The 26,046-nt window shown below is 42.1% G+C and carries 18 protein-coding genes and 6 pseudogenes; 20 read left to right on the top strand and 4 right to left on the bottom strand.

The genetic code is table 11. From position 1 onward, the window contains the following. Positions 1 to 389: 389 nt before the first annotated feature. The 18 genes and pseudogenes from VME0621_RS25175 to tnpC (VME0621_RS25095) all read left to right on the top strand — a co-directional run bounded on the left by VME0621_RS25175 (position 390) and on the right by tnpC (VME0621_RS25095) (position 20,716). Entirely contained in the window at positions 390 to 1,784 is a 1,395-nt protein-coding gene (locus VME0621_RS25175) for a cbb3-type cytochrome c oxidase subunit I (protein ID WP_062463771.1), read from the top strand. Positions 1,785 to 1,788: 4 nt separating this feature from the next. Continuing rightward, positions 1,789 to 2,406 (top strand): cbb3-type cytochrome c oxidase subunit II, encoded by a 618-nt coding sequence (locus VME0621_RS25170; RefSeq protein WP_062463769.1) that lies wholly within the window; start codon positions 1,789 to 1,791, stop codon positions 2,404 to 2,406. A 203-nt stretch (positions 2,407 to 2,609) separates the two neighbouring features. Next, positions 2,610 to 3,872 (top strand): c-type cytochrome, encoded by a 1,263-nt coding sequence (locus tag VME0621_RS25165; protein WP_231893007.1) that lies wholly within the window; start codon positions 2,610 to 2,612, stop codon positions 3,870 to 3,872. A gap of 18 nt (positions 3,873 to 3,890) precedes the next feature. Next, complete coding sequence (locus VME0621_RS25160) at positions 3,891 to 5,144, top strand: molybdopterin-dependent oxidoreductase (protein ID WP_062463765.1); 1,254 nt, start codon at positions 3,891 to 3,893, stop codon at positions 5,142 to 5,144. Positions 5,145 to 5,146: 2 nt separating this feature from the next. Then, complete coding sequence (locus VME0621_RS25155; RefSeq protein WP_062463763.1) at positions 5,147 to 5,737, top strand: c-type cytochrome; 591 nt, start codon at positions 5,147 to 5,149, stop codon at positions 5,735 to 5,737. Between the two features lie 276 nt (positions 5,738 to 6,013). Beyond that, complete coding sequence (gene tnpA / locus VME0621_RS25150; RefSeq protein WP_062463761.1) at positions 6,014 to 6,325, top strand: IS66 family insertion sequence element accessory protein TnpA; 312 nt, start codon at positions 6,014 to 6,016, stop codon at positions 6,323 to 6,325. Then, positions 6,322 to 6,675 carry an IS66 family insertion sequence element accessory protein TnpB gene (gene tnpB / locus VME0621_RS25145; protein WP_012127827.1) on the top strand — a complete coding sequence of 118 codons (354 nt, stop codon included), beginning with the start codon at positions 6,322 to 6,324 and terminating at the stop codon, positions 6,673 to 6,675. Before tnpA (VME0621_RS25150) ends, tnpB (VME0621_RS25145) begins: the two co-directional genes overlap by 4 nt. Before the next feature lie 59 nt (positions 6,676 to 6,734). Continuing rightward, a pseudogene (gene tnpC / locus VME0621_RS25140) lies at positions 6,735 to 8,307 on the top strand (IS66 family transposase). A 34-nt stretch (positions 8,308 to 8,341) separates the two neighbouring features. Next, positions 8,342 to 8,931: pseudogene (locus VME0621_RS27115) on the top strand (IS6 family transposase); the annotation flags it as partial. A gap of 402 nt (positions 8,932 to 9,333) precedes the next feature. Next, the gene (aspT, locus tag VME0621_RS25130) at positions 9,334 to 11,049 is read left to right on the top strand and encodes an aspartate-alanine antiporter (RefSeq protein WP_062463757.1); all 1,716 of its coding nucleotides are present in this window, start codon (positions 9,334 to 9,336) and stop codon (positions 11,047 to 11,049) included. A 133-nt stretch (positions 11,050 to 11,182) separates the two neighbouring features. After that, on the top strand, positions 11,183 to 12,784 hold the full coding sequence (locus tag VME0621_RS25125) for a bifunctional aspartate transaminase/aspartate 4-decarboxylase (protein WP_062463755.1): 1,602 nt from the start codon (positions 11,183 to 11,185) through the stop codon (positions 12,782 to 12,784). 314 nt (positions 12,785 to 13,098) lie between these two features. Further along, a pseudogene (locus tag VME0621_RS26475) lies at positions 13,099 to 13,263 on the top strand (IS6 family transposase); the annotation flags it as partial. Between the two features lie 104 nt (positions 13,264 to 13,367). Continuing rightward, positions 13,368 to 14,465 carry an efflux RND transporter periplasmic adaptor subunit gene (locus tag VME0621_RS25120; protein WP_062463753.1) on the top strand — a complete coding sequence of 366 codons (1,098 nt, stop codon included), beginning with the start codon at positions 13,368 to 13,370 and terminating at the stop codon, positions 14,463 to 14,465. A 15-nt stretch (positions 14,466 to 14,480) separates the two neighbouring features. Then, positions 14,481 to 17,546, top strand: coding sequence for an efflux RND transporter permease subunit (locus VME0621_RS25115; RefSeq protein ID WP_062463752.1), 3,066 nt, complete (start codon positions 14,481 to 14,483; stop codon positions 17,544 to 17,546). A gap of 244 nt (positions 17,547 to 17,790) precedes the next feature. Next, positions 17,791 to 18,365: pseudogene (locus tag VME0621_RS26470) on the top strand (transposase); the annotation flags it as partial. A gap of 82 nt (positions 18,366 to 18,447) precedes the next feature. Beyond that, on the top strand, positions 18,448 to 18,765 hold the full coding sequence (gene tnpA / locus VME0621_RS25105; RefSeq protein ID WP_062463750.1) for an IS66 family insertion sequence element accessory protein TnpA: 318 nt from the start codon (positions 18,448 to 18,450) through the stop codon (positions 18,763 to 18,765). Continuing rightward, positions 18,762 to 19,115 (top strand): IS66 family insertion sequence element accessory protein TnpB, encoded by a 354-nt coding sequence (gene tnpB / locus VME0621_RS25100; RefSeq protein WP_062463748.1) that lies wholly within the window; start codon positions 18,762 to 18,764, stop codon positions 19,113 to 19,115. The genes tnpA (VME0621_RS25105) and tnpB (VME0621_RS25100) overlap by 4 nt, the downstream gene beginning before the upstream one ends. A gap of 59 nt (positions 19,116 to 19,174) precedes the next feature. Continuing rightward, the gene (gene tnpC, locus VME0621_RS25095) at positions 19,175 to 20,716 is read left to right on the top strand and encodes an IS66 family transposase (protein WP_065311751.1); all 1,542 of its coding nucleotides are present in this window, start codon (positions 19,175 to 19,177) and stop codon (positions 20,714 to 20,716) included. Positions 20,717 to 20,998: 282 nt separating this feature from the next. Here the strand turns inward: tnpC (VME0621_RS25095) and VME0621_RS25090 are convergent, their stop codons facing one another. After that, complete coding sequence (locus VME0621_RS25090) at positions 20,999 to 21,778, bottom strand: hypothetical protein (RefSeq protein WP_062463920.1); 780 nt, start codon at positions 21,776 to 21,778, stop codon at positions 20,999 to 21,001. 218 nt (positions 21,779 to 21,996) lie between these two features. On the opposite strand from VME0621_RS25090, the gene VME0621_RS25085 reads away from it, so the two are divergent. After that, a complete protein-coding gene (locus VME0621_RS25085; protein WP_062463918.1) occupies positions 21,997 to 22,752 on the top strand; it encodes a DUF4942 domain-containing protein in 756 nt (251 codons plus the stop codon). Between the two features lie 246 nt (positions 22,753 to 22,998). Here the strand turns inward: VME0621_RS25085 and VME0621_RS25080 are convergent. Next, positions 22,999 to 23,391 (bottom strand): annotated as a pseudogene (locus VME0621_RS25080) (IS6 family transposase); the annotation flags it as partial. 226 nt (positions 23,392 to 23,617) lie between these two features. Here VME0621_RS25080 and VME0621_RS25075 point away from each other — a divergent pair. Further along, positions 23,618 to 23,983, top strand: coding sequence for a SpoIIAA family protein (locus VME0621_RS25075; RefSeq protein WP_062463916.1), 366 nt, complete (start codon positions 23,618 to 23,620; stop codon positions 23,981 to 23,983). A gap of 115 nt (positions 23,984 to 24,098) precedes the next feature. Here VME0621_RS25075 and VME0621_RS25070 read toward each other — a convergent pair. Next, positions 24,099 to 24,471 (bottom strand): annotated as a pseudogene (locus tag VME0621_RS25070) (transposase); the annotation flags it as partial. A 33-nt stretch (positions 24,472 to 24,504) separates the two neighbouring features. After that, complete coding sequence (tnpC, locus tag VME0621_RS25065) at positions 24,505 to 26,031, bottom strand: IS66 family transposase (RefSeq protein WP_065311750.1); 1,527 nt, start codon at positions 26,029 to 26,031, stop codon at positions 24,505 to 24,507. Between the last annotated feature and the right edge of the window lie 15 nt (positions 26,032 to 26,046).

Here is a 26,046-nt window from a genome sequence, read left to right as displayed (position 1 = left end):
GACTTACGCCATGATCAAAGCACTCAACAAGCTAACTGGGATAGGTATGCCCGAAACTCAGTATGTTGTTTAAAATGCGAGCTAATTAGCTAGCGTTCGCTCTTTAGCTGAATTCGGCAACAAAGCCGCGTCGTTGTACCAAACTGATAGTACAACCAGTGAGAACAGGAGTAACAAGTATGTCTATTAAAGTTGTCGGTATCGGAGTTATGACCACTTTTTATAACGATGAGTCAAATTTTCATAAATAAGTCGCAATTAAAAGGAACTGTTCTAGACTCAGTTTATGCGGATCAAAATGTTGCTAGAAAAGGTGGAAGTAAAATGCTGTAGCGTAGATAACAATCAGGTTTGGTATCGAACTAGTTTATTATTTGGAAAGTGTAAATATGTTTGAAGAAGAAGAAAAAATCACTAAATCCTTTGTGTTAGCTGCTTTTGGGTGGGCAATCTTTGGTATGCTAGTCGGGCTTTTAGCGGCTGTGCAGCTATATTTACCTCAACTAAATTTTGCTAATGAATATATTAATTTTGGAAAGATTCGACCTATTCATACCAATGCAGTTATATTTGGTATGGTGTGTAACTTCTTGATAGGTCTCTCACTCTATGTCCTTTGTAAGTCCTCTTCCGTTAACCTGACGTATTTAGGCTTGGTTAAAGTCCTATTTTGGGGTTGGCAACTAGTGTTAGTCTTGGGGGTCGTAACACTGTCGATGGGATACACGTCCACAAAGGAATACGCTGAGATGGAGTGGCCATTAGACATTGCTATAGTCGTGCTTTGGTTGATTTTTGGCTTTGTATTTTTTTCCACATTAGCCAGACGGAAAGTACAACATATATTCGTTTCCAACTGGTTTAGCGGTGCGGTTATTATTGTCATTGCACTTATATTTGTGGTAAATAATCTTGCGATGCCACTATACCCCTTTAAGTCCTATTCTATTTTTTCTGGTGTAAGTGACTCGCTTGTTCAATGGTGGTGGGGTCATAACGCAGTAGGTTTTCTCTTAACTGCAGTATTCGTCGGCACAAATTATTACTTTATTCCTAAAGTTGTGGATCGACCCATATATTCATATCGTTTATCCTTAATTACTTTTTGGGGACTGATTGGCTTTTACACATGGGCTGGCACTCACCACTTGGTGTATACATCCGTACCTTCATGGATTCAAAACATTGGCGTTGTAATGTCCTTATTGCTTTGGCTACCTTCTTGGGCTGGTGCATTTAACGCATGGATGACAGCGATATCTAACAGAGAGGCACGAAAAACGAACCCTATTGTTTGGTTTTTCATGTCATCTATCGTTTACTACGCGTTAGCCACTTTTGAAGGCCCTTTAATGGCGATTCGATGGTTTAACCAAATAGCTCATAATTCAAGTTGGGTTATTGGGCATGTTCATTCTGGCGCTTTAGGCTGGGTAGGTATGACAGTGATAGCGACACTGTATTATCTGATACCTAAGCTTTACAACAGACCACTTTATTCTTACACCCTTGTGAAAGTTCACTTTGTACTAGCTCATCTCGGTGTTCTCTTTTACATCGTTTCTCTTTGGATTGGCGGAATTGGCCAAGGCTCCATGTGGTTGTCATTGACCGACTACGGTACGCTTGCCTACTCATTTTCTCAGGTATTAGATTTTATTCATCCATACATGTTGGGCCGTGCATTAGGAGGAGGTTTTTATGTTTTAGGTATGTTCTTGATGGCCTATAACTTGTTTATGACCGTGAGGGTACGAACAAAGTTAACGGAACAGAAGGCGTAATGATATGGAAAATTCAATAGCTAAGTCTTTATTCGCGTTTATCACTATAACTACGATTGTTGTTTTGTTTTCTTTTTTTGTTTGGGTGTTCCCTGGCTTTTTCTTTACAAATGAACTTGCTAAGAAGACAACGGCGAAACCATACTCGGCTATAGAGTTAGCTGGCCGGGACGTATACATGGCTCAAGGGTGTGTCTCTTGCCATACACAAATGGTTCGAAATCTTGAAGCAGAGCGGAAGCGTTATGGTAGACCAAACGAAATGGAGGATGATGTTTATGAGTTTACATTCCTCTGGAGCTCGCAACGAACCGGACCAGATTTGACAAATGTAGGGTTGAAGTATTCAGCGGATTGGCACAAACAGCATTTGATTAACCCTCAGTCAGTCGTTCCGAACTCCATAATGCCCCAGTATCCTTGGCTCTTTGAGAAACCGCTTGATGCGGCACATGTTAATGCAGCGATGGTAGCCATGCAAAAGCTAGGTGTGCCATATACCGATGAACAGATCTCTCACGTACAAAGTGAAGTAAAAGATAAGACAGAGGGTGATGCGTTAGTGGCTTATTTAATGAGTCTTGGGGTTGATACTCACAGCGCAGCTGGAGGACTACAGTGATGGAATGGAGCAAAACATTATCTACGATTCTTTCGATTATCTTTTTTTTCATAATGATTGCGGTAATTTATTCACAGTTTCGCAAGAGAAGCAGCGCAGATAAAAACCACACTTTAGAAGAGTTCGGAGGCATCATCGAAAAGGATGCCCCTATCCCTAGAATACTCTTCATAGGCTATTTCCTCGGTTTTGCAGGTGCCATCGTGTACGTTTTACTTTTCCCGGGCTTTGCTACATGGGGGGGCTTTCTGAATTGGACTCCAAAGGAGGATGCATATGTAGGCGTCCCTGTAAATTTAGATGACAGAATAGACAATACGCTTGTTGGGAAAACTGATAAACAAGTGTTCGAAGCCCTGATATTGCAAGAAAATGTGGTCGATAGTGGTAAGGCACTATTTAGTGAAAACTGCGGGGCATGTCATGGGCAAGATGCTTCTGGGCAGCACAACTTTCCGATTCTCGTTGATGAAGATTGGCTGTACGGAGGGTCTCCAATGAACATTTATGCAACGATACATAGTGGAAGACATGGGCGTATGCCTGGATGGAGTGAAGAACTAACGGAGCAAGATATAGATGAACTTACAGAATATGTTTTTGGGCTGAGTCGGTCGAGCTTTAGCATCAACGACAGTTTCGAGTCCCATTGTAGTTCTTGCCATGGGAAGGATGCAAAAGGGAATAAAGGAGTTGGCGCTCCAAATCTGACTGATGACATATGGCTTCATGGGGAACGAAAAGAAGACATAAGAAACCATATCGTTAATGGTATAAACAATCAAATGCCAGCCTTCGGAGAAAGATTAACTCGAAACCAGATACTATCACTAATAACCTATCTATTATCCCTACAGGCAGAACCAGAGTCACTCATAGCGCTTACAGACAATTCGACTTACGTACTGTCACGGAACGAAAAACCGCTCCCCGCAACGATCGCTTCTTGTGCTGGGTGCCATGGTAAAGATGGTCAAAGTATCGTGCTCGGTGTGCCTAATCTTGTGGGTCTGAAGTTCGAATACATCTACAACCAGATGAATTTATTTGCTGATGGCATACGACAGAATGTAACGATGAAAGGGATGGTATCTCATCTAGGAATGCAAGACAGGGTAACGGCAGCTAACTATTACGCTTCCTTGGATGTAAAAGAACTTGAAAATAACACACCTGAGATACCCGACAGTGGTCTAATTGAAGACCCAACTCAAAGGCTGGTATATCAAGGTAACTGGCAAAGAGCGATCCCTGCTTGTACAACATGTCATGGAGATAAGCTCGAAGGTAGTCCTTCCTTTCCAAGGTTGGCGGGACAATCCGCAGATTACTTGTTAGAACAGTTAAATAACTGGCGTTCAGGAGTTCGTAAAGGTGACCAAGGACAAATGATGTATAACATCGCTCAAAAGCTTTCTAAGCAAGAAATTGAGTCCCTCTCTAAATACCTATCAGAGATAAAGTGAAATAAGAGGTAAGTAAACATGAATGTAAACAAATTGCGAAGAGAGGTTGTTAAAGCATGTGGTCTTATGTCATTAGGTTCTACGTCGTTTTCCTCCATGGCTAAGATTTTTGTCGAAAACGGTGTTACTTATTCTGACGGTGAGGGCGTGACTTTTTCTGATGGTCCAAAGCCAATTTTGAGCACATTTCCTCAAAAGAAAGATATGGTTATCGTTCACACTAGACCTCCACATCTAGAGACTCCGTTTGAAGTTTTTAATGAGGGTCTTCTTACACCTAACGATCGTTTTTTTGTTAGATATCATTTGGCTGACATACCGACTTTTATTGATACCGATAGTTACACTATCAAGATTACGGGTATGGTGGATAACGACGTGACTATGAGCTTAGCTGAGCTCAAGTCTATTGAAGGCCAGCAAGAAATCGTTGCGGTTCAACAATGTACTGGTAATAGCCGTGGTTACTCATCACCTAGAGTATTTGGAGCTCAATTGGGTAACGGTGCCATGGGTAATGCCAAATTTAAAGGCGTTCCATTAAAAAACGTCCTGGCGAGAGCCGGAATAAAACAGAACGCAACTAGTGTTGTCGTGGACGGCCTCGATAGACCAGTGCGACACACCACTCCAGACTTCCTCAAATCTCTGCCTTTGGAGCATGTCGATACTGGCGAACCGATGCTCGTATGGGAAATGAACGATGAACCATTACCTTTTTTAAACGGGTTCCCTGTAAAACTGATTGTACCGGGGTGGTTCGCAACGTATTGGGTTAAACATGTTTCTCATTTAAAGGTTATTGAGGGCGAATTTGATACTTTTGATTCGTTTTTCATGTCGGAGGGGTACCGCTTACCCGACAATGATTGCAAATGTGAAACTCCTGAAAATAGGGCTACAAAAACTAAGCCTGTGACAACCTTTCCAATAAGAAGCTTCATAACGAGTTTAGAGAATGGAGATACTGTCGAATCTAAGAAAGAAATTACAATCAAAGGCATTGCATTCGATAGTGGAAGTGGAATAAAGAAGGTTGAAGTTTCTTTTGATGGTGGCAAAAAATGGATTAGTACGGTTTTAAGTCAAGATTTGGGGCGCTTTTCTTATCGTGGTTGGCAGCTAAAACATACCTTCACTGAGAAAGGAAGGACACTACTCATGGTAAGAGCCACAGCTAACAGTGGGGAAGAGCAACCAACAAAAGCGACATGGAATCACGGTGGCTATAATCGAAATGTCATAGAACGAACAGACATTAAGGTGGTTTGAAGATGAAAATATTGATTAGCCTATGTCTGTTGTTGAGCTCTTTAGTGCATGCCGAGTTTATTTCTATAGTTTTGCCCTCGGATAACACTAAATTGAAAAGCTCAGATTTACCTGGTTACGAGCTTGCAAAATCGAAGTGCCATCTATGCCATGCTATGGATTATGTTTTTTATCAGCCTCCAGGAATGGATTTTGAAGAGTGGACGGCAGAGATGTATAAAATGAGAAATGCATACGGTGCTCCTATCAGCATGGAGGAAGCGAAATATATCGCTGCATATTTAGCCGTAGCTTATGGTTCAGCGACTAAAAATGATTCTGAAATTGTTGCATTAACAGAATCCTATCAATCCAAACAAGTGTACAAATATGAGAACTTAGACGCGTTAAGTTTGATGTCGTCAAATGACTGTATCGCTTGTGGCGTTAGTCAGGAAACATTGTTGAAGTTGAAGTCGCTATATGAAGGAAAACCGAATGCTGTTGATAGACTGGGCTATGCCATCAAAACTGGAAAGGTTAACGGTCACCCACCTCCCTTTAATCGAGATGAGTCAGAAGCGATAGCTATGTACATTTTAAGTTTGAAGTGAACTTTGTTTTATATGATTAGTCAGGAAAGAACTTCTTATTAGTGTTCGATTCATTTTGGGTGCTCCTACCTTTGTATTTGTATTTGACGCTCAACTTTGGGTCATGACTCCAACCTGTTGATTCTATCATCCAATCAACAGGTTGGAGTCACGACCTAAAATAACACGTTATTTACTACTGCTTACCTTCTTTTTCGTAAGCGCTCCATAAAACCCGCATTCTAATCGCCTAGCGCGAAGAGTAAGATCAAATCTCTAACCATGAGGAGATTTGAAATGGGAAAACGACACACTAATCAAGAATGGCAAACGCTCATCGAGCAGTCTGAATCGAGTTCATTGTCAACGCTTGCATTTTGTAAGCTCAATGAACTCAATCCCTCAACGTTTTATGCTAAGCGCCAGCAACTCAAAAAAGCGGATGTCTCTCAAGGCTTTGTACGAGCAGAGATCGTCGAAAAGACAACGAAATATCAAGCTCAAATAGCCACCGCTAACATGACACTTCTCATCAATGATGTGGAGTTGAGCATTCCTCAAGACATGCCCGCTGCCTACCTGGCAGAACTCATTGGAGCCTTGTCATGAAACATATGCTCAGCGCACCAGAGATTTATCTGTATCGTGAGAGTGTCGATTTTAGAAAGTCCATTAATGGCCTCGCGGCGATTATCGAAAGTGACACCGATTTACCCTTGGGAAGCGGCGCACTGTTCCTGTTCACCAATAAACAGCGCGACAAAATCAAAGTGCTGTACTGGGATAAAACTGGCTTTGCGCTTTGGTATAAACGCCTTGAAAAAGCCAAGTATAAATGGCCTACAAAAGAGCAAAATGAAGTGTTTACCCTGACTCAATTCGAGCTTGACAGACTGCTTTCAGGCTTCACGATTATCGGCCATAAACCCGTTCAAATAAACGATTTTACAATGACTTAATCGATAATAAAGCCTGATATACCAAGCGTAAATGGCATGATTTTAGTATAATAAATGCCATGAAAAAGACGCCAGATATCAACCCAGAAAGCCAAGATGTTGCCGAGCTACAAGCGATGGTGAAAGCGATGGTGAAAGCGATGGTGAAAGCGATGGTGAAAGCGATGGTGAAAGCGATGGTGAAAGCGCTGATGGCGTCAGAAAACCAATGGAAACAAGAGCGTCAATCTCTGCTTGAGCATCTCAAACTTGCTTTCGACCGCCAGTTCGCAAAACGCTCTGAGGCGTTAAAGCCTTACGATGAATCTCAAGGTGACCTCTTCAACGAAGTGGAATGTGAAGCCGCTAAGGAAGAAGAGGTTGAGGTAACGACGACCACAACGAAGAAGCGTGGTAAACGCAAGCCACTTCCAAAGACTTTGCCTCGTGAGGTTATCGAACTTGATTTAGACGACCATGAAAAACAGTGTGCATGCTGCCAACATAGTCTGCATAAAATCGGTGAAGACCGCACTGAGAAACTTGAGTTCTCACCAGCTGTGCTCAAAGTGCTGGAATATGTTCGTCCTAAGTATGCTTGTCGTCAGTGCGAGCAAACTGAAGACAAAAGCCACATCGTTCAAAAGCCAGCGCCCCAGAGCATCATCCCTAAAAGCTTCGCGACAGAAAGCTTGCTGGCCAATATCATCCTTGGTAAATATCAATACGCAATGCCACTTTACCGCCAAGAGTCGCTGTTTACTCAGTCGGGTATTGAGCTGTCGCGAACTACCATGGCAAGGTGGGTTATCCAAGTCAGTGAGAAGTTCAAACCCCTCTATGCCGCCTTAAAAGAGCATCTACTTCAACAAGTGGTGGTTCAGGCGGATGAAACGCCGCTCAATGTCCTCAAAGAAGATAAACAGTGTTATATGTGGCTCTACTGCTCGGGTGCAGACTCGCCCGACGCTGCACTGCCGAATGTAAAGAATATCGCCTTGTACGACTATCAAAACAGTCGCGCGAGGGCATGCCCTGTTGCCTTCTTGGGGGATTACAGTGGTTATCTGCAAACCGATGGCTATGGTGCCTATGATGGGCTTCACCAAGTCACTAATGTTGGTTGCTTGGCGCATGCACGGCGTAAGTTCATGGATGCTAAGAAGCTTCAAGGTAAAGGTAAGTCAAGCGCTGGCCAAAATCCAGAAGCTCTATGGAATAGAATCCCGCTTAACAGGTGAATCTGCTGAAAAAAGAAAAGTAGAACGTCAACTGCATGCTAAGCCGATACTGGATGAGTTGTACGAGTGGATGACGACTCAACAAGTGATGGAGTCTAGCCCGCTGGGTAAGGCGATAAAATACACGCTCGGCCAATGGCCGAAACTTATCCGCTATATCGATGACGGTCATTTATCGATAGATAATAATCGTGCTGAACGCGCAATAAAACCGCTGGTCATTGGCAGAAAAAATTGGCTCTTCTCAACTAACCCTAATGGGGCTGAAGCGAGCGCGATGCTTTACAGTATCGTCGAGACCGCGAAAGCCAATGGACTTATCCTCTATGACTATATGGTCAAGTGCATGAAAGAGCTGGCGAAAGCAGAGCCAGATATCGATGCACTCCTGCCTTGGAACTTCAAACATTAGAAAGATCGCCCCGTGGGTTTATGGGGCGTTTACGATACAATTGGAGCGCGGAGTCGTTGTGGATCATGCCACTATTAATCGTTGGGTTATCTAACTTACGCCAGTATTAGAGCACAGAGCGAGGCGTAGAAAGAAGCCCGTATCTGGCTTATGGTGAATGGATGAAACCTATATCAAAGCAAAGGGTAAGTGGGTCTACTACTATCGAGCGGTCGATAAATGTGGAAACATGGTCGATTATTATCTTAGCCCGAACCGTGATGAGGAAGCTGCTAAAGCCTTTCTGAATAAGGCCAACGCAAAAATAGTTTACCAAGAAAAGTCGTCCTAGATGGAAGCAAGAGTAACTACCCGCCCATTGATTCTATGAATGTTCAGCTATGGTTGACGGGTTACTTTATGCTCTCATTAGTAGAGATATTACACATTAAAAATCTGAACAATATCGTTGAGCAGAGTCACCGTTGGGTTAAGCAGAAAACCCGTCAAGCGCTGGGTTGGAAGTCAATGGAAGGGGCCTTAGCAAGTTTGCATGGACGAGAAGTGCGGACGATGTTGAAACAAGAGCAGATAGATATTGAAGGCCAGACTGCCTTTGAGCGATTCTACGCACTCGCAGTATAATTGCATCTGTAGGGTTGGTCTGTCACACCTCTAACTAGATTTGCGACAGAGCCCGCTTATGACATCTTGTCTGAAGCATTTCCAAAAGCCGATATCATCATTCCTCCCAAAGATAACGTGTATGCAAATGATGCTAGGCGCATCGATATTAAACCGCTTTAGTCAGCTTGGGATGCCCGATAGCTACCGAGTGGCTTAATGACGTCAAAAGACAGAGTGCATTGAGTATTGCAACAAAGCTGTGTAGTACAACAATGTTAGAATGGAGGTGCGCGCATTACATCAAAGCCCCAATATGTCCCAAATATTAATTACTTGAATTACTTGAATTACTTGAATTAGCCACCTAACTTTAACTAATAGATATTGGTGGTAGCTAATAAGAATGTATATGGAGAAGACATGGATTTTTTTATAAATCAACTTGAAACACAACCTTTTATAACGTTGTTTCTAACACTTGGTTTTGGTTACCTACTAGGTAAATTTAAAATCGGGAAGTTTGAGCTTGGTGGAGTAGCGGGAAGCTTGATTGCTGCGGTTGTTATTGGTCAGGTTGGTGAAATAAATATCGATGGTGCGGTTAAAAGCATCTTTTTTGCATTATTTATTTTCATGGTAGGTTACAACGGAGGTCCACAATTTTTTGCGTCATTTAATAAGGCATCTATTGGTAAATTGTTCGCTGCGTTTATGATGTGTTTTACTGGCCTAATAGTGGTCTATGTTTGTGCGAAATGGGCTGGACTTGACATGGGTTTGGCTGCAGGACTTGCAGCTGGCGGACTGACGCAATCTTCGATAATAGGGACTGCAGGGAATGCAATAGATCAACTACACCTTACTGCAGAGCAAGCTAGCCTATTAAAAACCAATGTCGCTGTTGGTTATTCTATTACTTATATTTTTGGTTCTCTTGGCCCGATTCTGATGGTATCGATAATTCCGATGGTTTGTGGTTGGGACTTGCGCCTGGAAGCATCAAAATTGGCGGCTAAATTAGGTGGGGGCTCTAAGCAGCTTAAAGAAGATGAATTTAACGCGTTTAGTAGAGTGACATCACGTGCTTATAAGGTCATCAATGGCTCACCGCTACTCGAAAAAAATGTAGCAGACCTTGAGCAGTACATACCCAAAGGGATTAAAATTGAAGGAATTTCAGCTCTTGAAAATGGTATTTCGATTGAGAAAGTACTTGATAATACAACGATAGTCAAAGAGAACGATATTGTGTTTTTTAGCGGACTAACTAGAGAGTTTGCGAAAATTCCGTCTTCTATATCAGGATGTGAAGTAGGCGATTTTACCGACGCATTAAATGTTGTTGAAGTGAAGCACACTGTTGTGTTGACGAATAAATCTTACGCAAATAAAACGATTAAAATTATCCATGAACAATTTTCTAAAAATGTGAATCCTGGAGTGTATCTTACACAAATTGTTCGGATGGGACATAAAGTCGATGTTCATGAAAATACAGAGTTACACTTAGGTGATGAGCTAACAATTGTTGGTGCAAAAGGAGATTTGCAGAAAATAGAGGATTCGATTGGGTACCGTTCTCCGTTGCCTAGTTTTACTGATTTTACAGTTTTCTCATTTGGTATGGTCTTAGGGTTTTTAATTGGTGAATTAGGCTTCACCATAGGGGGCACCCATATTGGGTTAGGGTCGGGACTTGGTTGCTTGGTATCGGGGCTCTTAGTGGGCTACTTACGCATGCGTACGCCTAAGTTTGGTTCTGTAAATTCTGGTGCTGCTAATTTTATGCAAACTTTTGGTTTGGCAGTTTTCGTGGCCATTGTTGGGCTTAACGCTGGTAAGCCTGCGTTAGAGGCAATTGAACAACACGGATCGACATTATTTTTATTAGGTATAGTGGTTACGCTTTTACCACAAGTACTTATTGTAGCTTTTAATTATTTCGTCTTGCGTATCAAAAACCCTGTAGAAGCTATGGCTGTCATGGTTGGGAGCCGAAGTGCTAACCCAGGTTTTGCCGCTTTATTGGATAAGACAGAAAATAGTACACCTGTAGCAAGCTTTACGATTTGTTACGCCGTGGCCAATATATTTCTCACACTTTGGGGACCCATAATTATCGCAATGATGAGCTAGAACTAACTTTGGCTATCAATCAACAATTGAAAAATTAAGCGATAGCTAGTTTTTTGATATTTCACTATGTATTGAAACAAAGGGGCATTCTCTAAGTTACCAGCCTCCAATCGTAAACATAAAGGATTAAATGATGAAAAGAGAACAAGAAAAAGCACTAGAAACTTTAAGTCCGTTTGAAGTGAAAAATACATTAATGGCGCTTGCAGAACGTAATCATGATCACGCTATGATTAACGCTGGGCGTGGTAACCCTAACTGGGTAGCAACGACACCTCGACATGCTTTTTTTCAGCTCGGTTTGTTTGCCCTTGAAGAATCAGAACGGAGCTTTAGTGATTACGATCAGTTTGGTGGGATCTGTTTAACCGATGGTTTATCCGAGCGTTTTGACGCTTGGTGCCAGAAAAACCAATCGACTCGTGGTGCTGAACTCCTTCGCCAATCAGTAGAGTATGCCACTCATAGTCTCAATATGAATAAGACCGCCTTCTTACAGGAATGGGTTGATGGAATGTTGGCCGACAACTATCCTGTTCCGGATCGTATGCTTAAGCATAGTGAAGCTATTGTTCATAAATATATACTTCAAGAAATGGCGGCTGGATTACCTAGTTGTACAGAAGAGTTCGATATTTTTGCTGTTGAAGGCGGCACCGCAGCAATGGTGTACATTTTTAATAGCTTGAAAAGTAATGGGTTTTTAAAGGCTGGTGACAAAATTGCGATAGGTTCACCTATTTTTACACCATATTTAGAAATGCCAGAACTCGAAGACTATCAGCTTGAGATTGTCGAAATAATGGCGAGTGAAGATGAAAACTGGCAGATACCGCAAACTGAGCTTGATAAGCTTTATGATCCAGAAATAAAAGCATTCTTCTTAGTAAACCCTAGCAACCCACCCAGTGTTAAGTTAAGCCAAGAAAGTCTAGAAAAAATCGCAGAAATTAGTAAGCAACGCCCTGATCTTATTTTATTGACTGATGATGTCTATGGCACATTTACAGATGAATTTGTCTCGCTGAGCATGTTGGCACCAAAAAGCACTATATTAGTCTATTCATTCTCCAAGTATTTTGGGGCTACGGGGTGGAGGTTAGGTGTTATTGTGTTAGGTAAAGATAATAACTTCGACCTAGCATTGCGTAATACTAGTGAAAGTGAAAAACTACGTCTTCAGGAACGTTATCATGGTATTACTTTGGATGTCCCTAATTTGAAATTTATAGACCGATTGGTTGCAGATTCACGTGCGGTGGCACTTAATCATACTGCTGGCCTCTCGACGCCACAGCAGATCCAAATGGTGTTATTCTCATTGTTTTGTCTGTTAGATACAGAAGATAATTATAAAAATACAGCAAAGTCTATAATTAAAGAACGTTATGATGCAGTATTTGAAAATACTAAACATAAGCCAATTATCAGTCCCGATAATCATAATAATGCCTTTTATTATGTAGAAATTGATATTAAAAAAGATGTTATTCAAGACTACGGAAATGAGTTTTTTGCTTGGTTGGAACAAGGTTTTGAACCTTTAGATTTCTTAGTCCGTCTTGCTGAGAATTATGGCATTGTCTCTATGGATGGTACTGGTTTTGATGCACCTGAGTGGACACTTAGATTATCGCTAGCTAACCTCAATGTGCCGGAATACCATGATATACGTATAGGTATTGACCGACAGATCAAAGAGTATTATGCAATGTATCAAGCTGCTCATAGTTAAAAAGTCGAATAACGCTGGTTCATATTGAACTATTGCAAAGATAGGACAGGTTAGCCGAAGCATTTGACCTCAGAAGATAACGAGGTCAGCTCTCTAAGGTTACCTGTTTTTGTGGTCGTTACTAATTTTTCGACAGTTAGTGATTTAAATTGGTAAAGCTTGCTTTTTGCCTAAGATATGTGTCTCGGCTCTGTCGCAATTCTAGTTAGAGGTGTGACAGACCAACCCTACAGGTACGATTATACGGGCTTGTTGCAAAAAATAGGGTCGAAGGTGAAACTATCATCATCTGATAATCGAAAGCAGTAAACTCAATGACGAATGAATTCAAGTGGAAACACTTTGCCCCTGAAATCATTCTTTGGTGCTTGCGTTGGTATGGTTCAACCCCAATGAGCTACGCCAATCTCATCGACACGCTGCAGGAACGAGGGATTTCGGTTAATCGTTCGACCATTTATCGGTGGTTCATTGAATACCTCTAATTAATCAACAATTATCATTTCTAGTAACCTCCTTGTAATTATGACTAAATCAACCGATACTAATTATTAAAATTAGTATCGGTTGAAGAGCAAAAATTATGTCAAAGAAAGCAATATTGATTGTTTTGTCAATGGTGGTGTTGATATTGTTATTTGTTTTTGGTTTCAATAGCTTTAAAACAAAAATGATTGAACAAAAAATCAGTGGACATAAAAATCCACCAGTGTCTATCACTACGATTATTGCTAACACTGACGAATGGACAACTATAATAGAAGCCGTTGGTCATGTTAGAGCAAAACATTCAACTGAAGTAACAAGTCAAATTTCCGGGCAAGTTAAAGAAATTAGCTTTAAATCGGGACAAAAAATAAATAAGGGTGACGTAATTGTTCAACTCGATGATTCATTGTTACAAGCAACACTTCGCAAACAAATTGCCAAGAAAAACTTGGCACAAATAGAATTAAAGCGCCAAATAAAACTCTATAAGACAAGCAGTACAGCTAAAAATTCTGTTGATAAAGCGCAAGCTCAATTTGACGCAGAGTCCGCCCAGCTTGCGTATATCCAATCTCAAATCAATTTTATGAGTATTAAAGCACCATTTTCAGGACAGCTAGGGCTCCGGACTATTGACCTAGGCGATTATATAACGCCCGGTATGCTAATTGTTGAATTGGAAAGTGTTAATGATAACTTTATCGATATCTCAGTATCTGAAGACTTTCAGCCATCCCTAGAGCTTGGGCAAACAGTAACATTTACCAATGATGCTTACGATGGCAAAACTTTCTCAGCGACTGTTTCTGCCATTCAACCTTCATCAGATGAACAATCTCATAATATTAGTGTACGTGCAAAAGTCGAGGGTGAAGGTAACCAACTGGTGAGTGGTATGTATATCAACGCTCAAATCATGCTGACTGGTAAAGTATCGATTATTCCTTTACCAAAAGTAGCGATCTCATATTCGCTTTACGGTGACAGTGTATTTATTGTAAAAACCGAAAATGACCGACAAGTGGTAGAGCAAAAATTGATCAAGGTCGGTCCACGTAAAGATAATTTGGTTGGCATTGTTTCAGGTCTATCACAAGGTGACATTGTGGTGACATCAAACCAGCAGCAGTTGAAGAAAGGAACAGTTATAAAAATTAACAACTCAACGCCTTTCCCTAAAACAACAGACTAATCAATAGGCAGGACTATGCATTTTACTGACATCTTTATAAAAAGACCTGTTCTTGCAACTGTATTGAGTTTGATGTTGTTAGTGTTAGGCATTAAGGCATTTACATCACTTCAGGTTCGCCAGTACCCAGAAATAGAAACAGGCGTTATCACGGTAACAACAAATTACCCAGGTGCAAGTTCGACGAGTGTTCAAGGTTATGTCACCCAGCCGCTTCAAGCTCAAATGGCTCAAGCGGAAGGTATTGACTATATGACATCGGAGAGTAAATTAGGTCAATCGTTAATCACCGTAAATTTGAAGCTCGATTATCCAACTGATAAAGCGTTAACCGAGATTTTATCACTAGTTCAGCAAGTTAAGTATCGCCTACCTCCGGGTACGCAAGACCCAAGCATCCTAAAGTCTACCTCACAATCACCCATTCTTTATGTTTCATTTTCTAGTGAGAGATTGAGCACGCAGCAGATATCTGATTATGCGAGCCGAGTGGTTAAACCAACGTTTTCAACCGTAAATGGTGTATCTAAAATTGACTTGCTTGGTCAAAGTGATTTTGCGATGCGTATTTGGCTCAATCCTACTAAAATGGCAGCGTTTGGTCTTACTGCAGCAGACGTTCAAAATGCGATTAAGAGCAGCAACTCAGTCAGTGCTGCTGGTAAACTAAAAGCTGACTACATTGAAATCGACATTAATGCGCATACGGATGCTTCATCTGTCGATGAATTCAAAAATATGGTGCTTAAGGCCGCCAATGGGCAACTAATTCATCTCAAAAACGTGGCAAGAGTAGAACTTGGTGCAAATACATATGATTCACACGTAATGCTAAACGGTACGACATCAATAACAGCAGCGATTAGCAATACATCAACCTCAAATCCATTAACCGTAGTAAAAGGGCTTTACAACGTTCTCCCTGCAATCATTGATAGCTTGCCGTTAGGCATGAAAGCCGAAGTGGTTTACGATTCAACCAAATTTATTGAAAGCTCTATTGAAGAAGTAACGAAAACATTAGTTGAAGCAGCAATCATCGTCATCATCGTTATCTTGGCATTCTTAGGTTCGATGCGCGCAATGATCATACCACTCGTTACAATCCCACTATCACTTATTGGTACGATGTTTTTAATGATGACATTGGGATTTAGTATCAACCTCTTAACTCTATTAGCGATGGTGTTGGCTATCTCCCTAGTTGTCGATGACGCCATTGTTGTTGTTGAAAATACATTCCGGCATTTAGAGGAAGGAGCATCCCCTGTAGAAGCCGCGATTAAGAGTGCACGAGAGATTACAAGCTCAATTATCGCTATGACAATTACCCTCGCAGCTGTGTACGCACCAATTGGATTTATGGGTGGGCTGACAGGTAAACTATTTACAGAATTTGCATTTACACTTGCTGGTGCGGTTCTAATCTCCGGATTTATCGCCCTGACTTTAACACCAATGATGACCTCTAAAATGCTGAACAAGCAAACCTTAGAAGGTGACATGGTTAAGAAAATCAACAAAGCTATCGAAGCGCTAACACAGCGCTATGAAAACGTTTTGTCGGTCGTACTCAAGAATCGTGTATTGGTTTGGCCCTTAGTGGCAACGTTTTTGGTATCACTTGTATTTATGTTTACTCATACGGCAAGTGAGCTGGCTCCTCAGGAAGACCAAGGTGTAATGATTATGATGGGACAAGGACCATCGCAAGCAAATACTGATTATATAGGTAACTTTACGAAAGCATTAGACACGACAGTGAGTAGCTACCCAGAAACTGAAATGTCGATGATGGTAAATGGTTACCAAAAAGATAATAAATTCTTTGGTCTAGGTGTCCTTAAAGATTGGGATTTACGTGAAGCATCAGCAAAGGACATCATGACCCGTTTCCAAAAAGATACGATTGGCTTTCCGGGACTACAGATCTTTACGATTTCACCACCAGATTTACCCGGTACATCTCAAGGTCTACCATTTCAAATGGTACTAAAAACACCAACAGGTAGCTACGAAGAGCTATATCGCTACGCAGAGAAAATGAAAGAATATGCGATAAACAGTGGTAAATTTATATATGTACAAAATGATTTAGAGTTTAATAAGCCACAACTTGAAATAACAATTGATCATGACAAAGCTGCTCTGATGAACGTTAATTCTCAAGAGATTGGAAACATATTAACTCGATACGTGAGTGAGGGGTTTATTAACTACTTCGCACTAGATGAGCGTAGCTATCAAGTTATTACTCAGGTAGAGCGCTCAGATCGAAGTTCTTGGAACGATATAGAGCAATATTATGTTCGCTCAAATAATGGCACCATGGTTCCGTTGTCTTCACTTGTTAATATCGAGCAGAGTATCCAACCTTCTGCTGTCGACCAGTTCCAACAGCTCAACAGTGCAACCATTGAAGCCAAGATGATGCCAGGAGTGAGTATCGGCGAAGCATATGAAGTGATGCAAAAAGGAGCAACACAAATCCTTCCACGTTCATATGCAACAGACGCATCAGGCCAGCTACGTCAATATGTACAAGAAGGGTCATCTCTTGTTTCAACATTTGCTTTGGCATTAATTATCATTTATTTGGTATTAGCTGCTCAGTTTGAGAGTTTTAAAGATCCTTTAGTTGTTTTGACTAGTGTTCCTTTGTCCATTTTTGGCGCGATGATCCCACTCTACCTTGGTCTTGATACATTAAATATTTATACTGAAGTAGGACTAGTGACTTTGATTGGCCTTATCAGTAAGCACGGCATTTTAATTGTAGAATTTGCTAACCAAACACAAGCCGAATTTGGTGGAGACAAGATTGCAGCGGTGAAGAAAGCAGCAGCAGAACGTCTACGACCTGTTTTGATGACGACTGCAGCTATGGTCATTGGTGTCGTCCCACTTTTAACTGCTGCCGGTGCTGGTGCCGAAAGTCGTTTCTCAATAGGCCTAGTAATCACTGTAGGAATGTCTGTCGGTACACTATTTACTTTATTTGTTGTACCAACGGTCTATACATTTCTTGCCGATGATCATAGCAATAAAGAGCAATCCGAACTTCCTCATCACTCCGTTTAAACGAACGAGGAAGGCAAACGATGGTTTTGGGCTCTGTCGCAAAGTTCTGTAGAAGTAGAACTACACTCCGCACATCCGGAGACAGCTGCCTACCGACAAAGTGAGCTCTATTCAATATCCTCGTAGGGTTCGTCTGCATAAAGGTACGGGCTCTTCTCCGCTTAGATGAGTCTATAAATTAACAGTATGATCAGTAATGCATTGATTTATAATCACTTCCCGTCTTATGTCTTAATGTTGTAGTTTGTCGTTATTATCTTCCGCTCTATTTAACTTTAAAGGTCAATCTGTACAGTCTGTAACGCTCGAAGCGAGCTCTCATTCAGTACTCGTCAAATGTAAGCGAGACAGACGCTGTAAAGTCGTTGACCCTGAGACCGGAAAACCGCGTACCGTCGATCACTATGTTCAACGTCGCCTTTCAGATTTACCCGTAAGTGGTCGCCCTTGCGTAATAGAAATTGAACTGGCTCAGACGAGAGATAATCTTGGCCGTAGGTTGATTGAAGCCACAGATTTTGTTGATAAAGGTGGTCGTTATACCAAGAGATTCTGTCACTTTATTAGTGGACTCTGGGTTGATCATGGACGGACTTCAAACGTACTCATCAACTTTTTTGAACAATTATCACCACAAACAAGAGACGGCATCCAAGTGGTATCAATGGATATGGGCCAATCTTATCAATCAGCAGTGAGAAAGGTTCTTCCGAATGCAGACATCGTTTTTGACCGGTTTCACATTATGCAGAACTACTCTCTTCTGATAAGGAAAGAGCGTAACAAGCGTTTAGGAAAGGAACGTATGACGAGAAAAAAAGTAAGCGCGCCATAAACCCCGTATTCTAATCGCCAAGCACGAATAATAAGATCAAGTCTCCAACCAAAAGGAGATTTTATAATGGCAAAACGACGTTCTAACCAAGAATGGCAAGCTCTCTTTGAACAATATGAAAGCAGCAATATTACTCAACGCGTTTTTTGCGAACAGCACGGACTGAGTTTATCGACATTCTTCGCCAAACGGCGCCAACTCCAAACCGCAGTACAACCAACGCCAGTTGGATTTGTCAGAGCGGAAGTCGTCGAAAAGACAACAAAGTATCAAGCCCAGAGTGCAACAGCTAACATGACTCTGCTCGTTAACGATGTTGAGTTGAGCATTCCGCAAGGCACGTCCGCAGCCTACCTGGCAGAACTTATCGGGGCGCTATCATGAAACGCATGCTCAGCGCACCAGAGATTTACTTGTATCGTGAAAGCGTCGATTTTAGAAAGTCCATCAACGGTCTTGCTGCGATTATCGAAAATGACACCGACTTACCTTTAGGAAGTGGCGCACTGTTCCTTTTCACTAACAAACAGCGCGACAAAATCAAGGTGTTGTACTGGGATAAAACAGGCTTTGCTCTTTGGTATAAACGCCTCGAAAAAGCCAAGTACAAGTGGCCTGCAAAAGAGAAAAATGAGGTGTTTACCCTGACTCAATTCGAGCTTGATAGACTGCTTTCTGGCTTCACGATTATCGGCCATAAACCCATTAAAATAAACAATTTTACAATGACTTAAACGACAATAAAGCCTTATTCACCAAGCAGTGATGGCATGATTTTAGTATAATAAATGCCATGAAAAAGACGCCAAATATCAACCCAGAAAGCCAAGATATTGCCGAGCTACAAGCGATGGTGAAAGCGCTGATGCTCTCGCAAGAGCAGAAGGAATCTCAATGGCAACAAGAGCGCCAATCGCTACTTGAACAACTCAAGCTTGCCTTCGACCGCCAGTTCGCTAAACGCTCGGAGGCGTTAAAACCTTACGATGAGTCTCAAGGTGACCTCTTTAACGAAGTGGAATGTGAAGCCACTAAGGAAGAAGAGGTTGAGGTCACGACGACGACCACAACGAAGAAACGCAGTAAACGCAAGCCACTTCCAAAGACCTTACCTCGTGAGATTATCGAACTTGATTTAGACGACCATGAAAAGCAGTGTTCATGCTGTAATCATGAACTTCATAAAATCGGTGAAGACCGCAGTGAGAAACTTGAGTTCTCACCAGCCGTGCTCAAAGTGCTGGAATATGTTCGTCCTAAATATGCTTGTCGTCAGTGCGAGCAAACTGAAAACAACAATCGCATCGTTCAAAAGCCAGCACCACAAAGCATTATCCCTAAGAGCTTCGCGACAGAAAGCTTGCTGGCCAATATCATCCTTGGCAAATACCAATACGCAATGCCACTGTATCGACAAGAGTCGTTGTTTACCCAGTCAGGTATCGAGCTGTCGCGAACCACCATGGCAAGATGGGTTATCCAAGTTAGTGAGAAGTTCGCTCCACTTTACGCGGCCTTGAAAGCGCATCTGCTAGAGCAAGTGGTGGTTCAGGCGGATGAAACGCCGCTCAATGTCCTCAAGGAAGATAAGCAATGCTATATGTGGCTTTACTGCTCAGGCGCAGACTCGCCAGGCGCCGCACTCCCCAATGTGAAAAATATCGCCTTGTACGATTATCAAAACAGTCGCGCGAGGGCATGCCCTGTTGCCTTCTTGGGGGATTACAGTGGTTATCTGCAAACCGATGGCTATGGTGCCTATGACGGTCTTCACCACGTGACCAATGTTGGCTGCTTGGCGCATGCACGGCGTAAGTTCATGGATGCTAAGAAGCTTCAAGGAAAAGGCAAGTCAGGCAAAGCGGATAAAGCACTGGCTAAAATCCAAAAGCTCTATGGAATAGAATCACGCTTGAAAGGCATCTCTGCCGAAAAACGAAAAGCAGAGCGGCAGATACACGCCAAACCAATACTGGATGAGTTTTACGAATGGATGACAACTCAGAAAGTGATAGGCTCTAGCGTACTGGGTAAAGCGATAAAGTACACGCTTGGGCAATGGCCGAAGCTCATTCGCTATATCGACGATGGCCACTTATCTATCGACAATAATTGCGCTGAACGTGCAATTAAGCCACTGGTCATTGGCAGGAAAAATTGGTTATTCTCGGCTACTCAAAATGGTGCTGACGCGAGCGCGATGCTTTACAGCATCGTCGAGACAGCGAAAGCCAACAGTCTTATCCTCTACGACTACATGGTCAAGTGCATGAAAGAGCTAGCGAAAGCTGAGCCTGATATCGATGCGCTCCTACCTTGGAACTTCAAACATTAACAACATCGCCCCGTGGGTTCATGGGGCGTTTACTATGAGAAAAACTTGGTCAAATTCTAGATTGGTGAAGTGAGATGTTAATCTGTCTAAACAAAGAATGGGGCAAAAGCTTGCTACAACAAAAGACAGACTAGACAAAAAGCATCGAAAAGTTTCGAACTTTATTGTTACTTTTTGCTTTGAGATGGCCTATTGAGTGAAATTGAGTTTTGATCTTTATTGTCAATTCTTTGCTATAGTGTCACGTAGCAATCAGCCCCGCGTAACAGAAAAGTTTCAATCTTAATGTTCACCGACACTTACTATTACGTTCTCAAGTACGTTTTTTACTTCACCGGCATAAGACTGTCTCTTTGAGCTTTCACGTATAATTGCATTGAAGGCATCGAGTTCAGACTGAACAGCGTCCACTTTGATATACGTGATGCCATCATCTTTCACTCCATAATCTCGATAATGATGGTTTCTGTTCTTTAGGTTGCGAGCATTGATTATAGCTTCTTCACGAGACTTGCTATTATATACCTTTCCTGTAGCGCGGTCCCAAGCGCCATCCAAGCAATAAACCGTCCAGTTACTTCTAACGCCGTCATAGTCCTCTAGGACGAAGGGTACATTCCACCATTTTTCGAGTTCTTCGTCTGATCTTAGTTCATTTGATATATCGTTATCTAAAGGCGAAAATTGAACAACTGGTGTACCGTTAATTACTTCAAATTCGGTTTGCTTCGGCACCGGTTTGTTTATCGCGTCGAAAACTTGAGCAGCAGATAACGTCAAGTGTTCAGCGAACCGTTCGGCAATAGTTTGCTCATTCCATTGCTTGCGCCAAACAAGTATCGGGTACTTGTCCATATCTTCAGGTTCTGTGAATGAATGACTGCAAACAGTGAGATCCGAATGTCCCTTGTAACCAAAGGCTTTAGCTAAAGCGTCATTTCGTTTAAATGTAGAAAGTAAGGGTTGTTCTCGATGAACATAGACGATACGTGAAGCAATGTGTTTTGCTTCGCGCTTGAAGTTTTCAAGCTGTGATGGGTAAACGGGGATTTTTTTGGACATACATTCACCTTGTTACCGGTGTTATCTGCTTACCTCAAAAAACACCATAAAAGTAAATGATGAAAGAATCGTGGATGTTTGGACAGCTATTGAGCATGGTAAGGCTCTCGGCGCAACCCGATACCAACACGTTAAATCTTGAGGTAACAATTGTCAAATTTTGGAACCAAATATAATAGTTTAATATTCTATTATATTTCTTGTTAAGAGTGACCATAATGAACTACCAACTGAAAGAGAAACTAAATGCGAAGCAGATTTGTGAAAGACGTAACCAGATAGAGGCACTTCTTACTCAGGCAATTTCCTTGCTCGGTGAAGCGGATAGTTTGATGAAAACGATATCCAACAATGGCCTAAGCTTTGACCGTAACACTTTCTATAGCCCTAGTGAGGCTAACCAGCGTCACCGCAGCTTGTCGAGTCTCACCAAACAAGTAGATCAAAAACTTTGGCAACACATAATAGAACTAGGGCAGTTTCGAGACTTGATGAGCGCAGATAAGAGAGCCGAGATTGATAAAGATATGGAGAATCCACCATCGCTCACATACGCGACTCTGACAGCGACATTCAATGACCTACTCAACAATCGCGTGAATATGCTTCAAGACCTTACCGAGTCAGTGTTTAAAAATCGTAATAGTGAATTCAAGTCCAATCGCGGCCATAAACTCAACAAACGATTAGTGTTCCATAATGTGTTTTGTAAATATGGCTGGAGGTATCAGTCAGATTTGCTAGAGGATGCTTGCAAAATCTTTGCTGTACTGACTGGTTGCAGTTCCCCTGAAATTGTCAGCATATTATCTGAAGCACACGAGCCATTAATAGCGTTTGACGGAAATGTTAAATTCGTCGCGTATCAGAATGGTAACGTACATGTATGGATTTTGGACAATGAAATAGAAAATAAGGTTAACGACATACTGAATGGTTGTTTTGATGGGCAACTTCCTAACATTGCTGCTTAGTTCAACTTTGGAATAACTGAAGATATTTAAATGAGTGACAGTGCACATCATAATATTTAAGAAATATGCTCAGAATGCTTACTTCGACAAATGCTGTTGGTTCAAACATCTGAGCACCTCCAAACCTTCTGTATCTTTTCAATCTGGTCTTCGAAGTTGCATACGGTCTTGACTTAAAGCCGTAGACTAGAGCTATTTATCTCTGTGAAAAGTTGGCGGTTATCACAGCTACCCGGTCACTGCCCCATCTATGACGACTTTTCTTGGTAAACCATTTTGTGCGACAGCCTTATTCAGAAAGGCTTTAGCCGCTGCCTCATCACGGTTCGGGCTAAGATAATAATCGATTACCTTTCCAAACTTATCGACCGCTCGATAGTAGTAGACCCACTTACCTTTTACTTTGATATAGGTTTCATCCATTCGCCACGAGTCAGATACGGGCTTCTTTTTATGCCTCGCTCTGTGCTCTAATATCGGCGTAAATTTGATAACCCAACGATTAATAGTGGCATGATCCACAACGACTCCGCGCTCCAGTTGTATCTCTTCAATTTCACGATAACTGAGTTTATAGGCGAGATAATAACGTACGGTTTCGAGAATGACTTCGGATGGAAAGTGGCAGCCTTTAAACATTACAATTCAGAGTGTTGAATGGACATTGAGCGAATCTTAACCTAAAGCTTCAAAGTTTGCGACAGAACCGTAATGTGTGTTTGCACGGTTTTCAACTAGAAAATTAGATCCATACACTTGTTTTTCAGTTGGTTAGCTAGAATGATTAAGATATGCTGAATGTATGAAATAGTGCTGCCACGATATTAAAATGTTGTGTGAATATTAAATTGTAAGGAGAGAATCAATGTTAAATGTAAAACTTGATGAGTCAGAAGGTATTGCTATTCTTCAGCCTGATGGAGAGCTATCAGAAAAGGATTTCTCTTCAGTTGCTCAGATAATTGACCCGTATATTGAAAATAACGGAGAGCTTAAAGGCCTCATCATTCATGTCAAAATATTTCCGGGTTGGGACTCATTCAGCTCTTTGTTAGGGCATATTAAATTTGTCAAAGAACACCATAAGCATATATCCAAGCTCGCTTTATCAACCGACTCATCAATGGCTGTTATAGCTGATCATGTGACCAATCACTTTGTAAGTGCTGAAGTAAAAAGTTTTCCATTCGATGGTATTGAGGCCGCAAAGGAATGGATTCTTGGTCGTTAATTCACACAACAAGTTGCGAAAGCGGGGTAAATTTCTGCCCAGAGATGAGTTGTGTCTGATACACGTACGAATATTTAAGCGCTGACTTTGGAATACTTAAGCGGCTCTTCTCCGTTTAGATGAGCTTGATTTCTGGATAAAAGGTAGAGTGAGCTTCTAGGATTGAGGTTTGTCTAATCTTCAATTTAAAGTAATCAGTATCCCTTACTCCTCGAGCTCTCCGCCTAAGAAGGCCTATCGATACATTCCCAGCTTCAACTCGGGCATTCGTCAGCCTATATTTTGCATAATTGCAGATGCTCTTTGGGAGAGAAGAGCATCTGCAAAGTTGATGAGAGATAAGATGCTTGTCTTTTTAGCAAGCTGGCATCAAGCGCTGCGATCATCAAGTCAAAATCACGTTCACCCCATAAGGCTTGCAGCTGCTCTTTGAGCATATAAATAGTACAAAGTGTCTTATTGCTTTCAAGTAAATCATCCAGTCTATCGTAAACGCCCCATGAACCCACGGGGCGATGTTGTTAATGTTTGAAGTTCCAAGGTAGGAGCGCATCGATATCAGGCTCAGCTTTCGCTAGCTCTTTCATGCACTTGACCATGTAGTCGTAGAGGATAAGACTGTTGGCTTTCGCTGTCTCGACGATGCTGTAAAGCATCGCGCTCGCGTCAGCACCATTTTGAGTAGCCGAGAATAACCAATTTTTCCTGCCAATGACCAGTGGCTTAATTGCACGTTCAGCGCAATTATTGTCGATAGATAAGTGGCCATCGTCGATATAGCGAATGAGCTTCGGCCATTGCCCAAGCGTGTACTTTATCGCTTTACCCAGTACGCTAGAGCCTATCACTTTCTGAGTTGTCATCCATTCGTAAAACTCATCCAGTATTGGTTTGGCGTGTATCTGCCGCTCTGCTTTTCGTTTTTCGGCAGAGATGCCTTTCAAGCGTGATTCTATTCCATAGAGCTTTTGGATTTTAGCCAGTGCTTTATCCGCTTTGCCTGACTTGCCTTTTCCTTGAAGCTTCTTAGCATCCATGAACTTACGCCGTGCATGCGCCAAGCAGCCAACATTGGTCACGTGGTGAAGACCGTCATAGGCACCATAGCCATCGGTTTGCAGATAACCACTGTAATCCCCCAAGAAGGCAACAGGGCATGCCCTCGCGCGACTGTTTTGATAGTCGTACAAGGCGATGTTTTTCACATTGGGGAGTGCGGCGTCTGGCGAGTCTGCGCCCGAGCAGTAGAGCCACATGTAACACTGTTTATCTTCCTTAAGTACATTGAGCGGCGTTTCATCCGCCTGAACCACCACTTGTTCTAGTAGGTGCCTTTTCAAGGCCGCATACAGCGGTACGAACTTCTCACTGACTTGGATAATCCACCTTGCCATGGTGGTTCGTGATAGTTCGATACCCGATTGGGTAAACAGCGACTCTTGCCGATACAGCGGCATTGCGTATTGGTATTTGCCAAGGATGATATTGGCCAGCAAGCTTTCTGTCGCGAAGCTCTTAGGAATAATACTTTGCGGCGCTGGCTTTTGAACTATGCGGTTATTGTCCTCTGTTTGCTCGCACTGGCGGCAAGCATACTTAGGACGAACATATTCCAGCACTTTGAGTACCGCTGGTGAGAACTCCAGCTTTTCACTGCGGTCTTCACCGATTTTGTGCAAGTTCTGCTTGCAGCAAGCGCATTGCTTTTCATGGTCGTCTAAATCAAGTTCGATAATCTCACGAGGTAAGGTCTTTGGAAGTGGCTTGCGTTTACCGCGTTTCTTTGTTGTGGCGGTCGTTACCTCAACCTCTTCTTCCTTAACAGCTTCACATTCCACTTCGTTGAAGAGGTCACCTTGAGATTCATCGTAAGGCTTTAACGCCTCTGAACGTTTCGCGAACTGGCGGTCGAAGGCAAGTTTGAGCTGCTCAAGTAGCGACTGGCGCTCTTGTTTCCACTCGCTTTTCTCCGACATCAGTGCTTTCACCATCGCTTGTAGCTCGGCAACACTTTGACTTTCTGGGTTAATATCTGGTGTCTTTTTCATGACATTTATTATACT

The sequence above is a fragment of the Vibrio mediterranei genome (assembly GCF_900088415.1).
GTDB classification, from domain to species: Bacteria; Pseudomonadota; Gammaproteobacteria; order Enterobacterales; family Vibrionaceae; genus Vibrio; species Vibrio mediterranei.
This window is presented reverse-complemented; position numbering and strand designations above follow the sequence as displayed.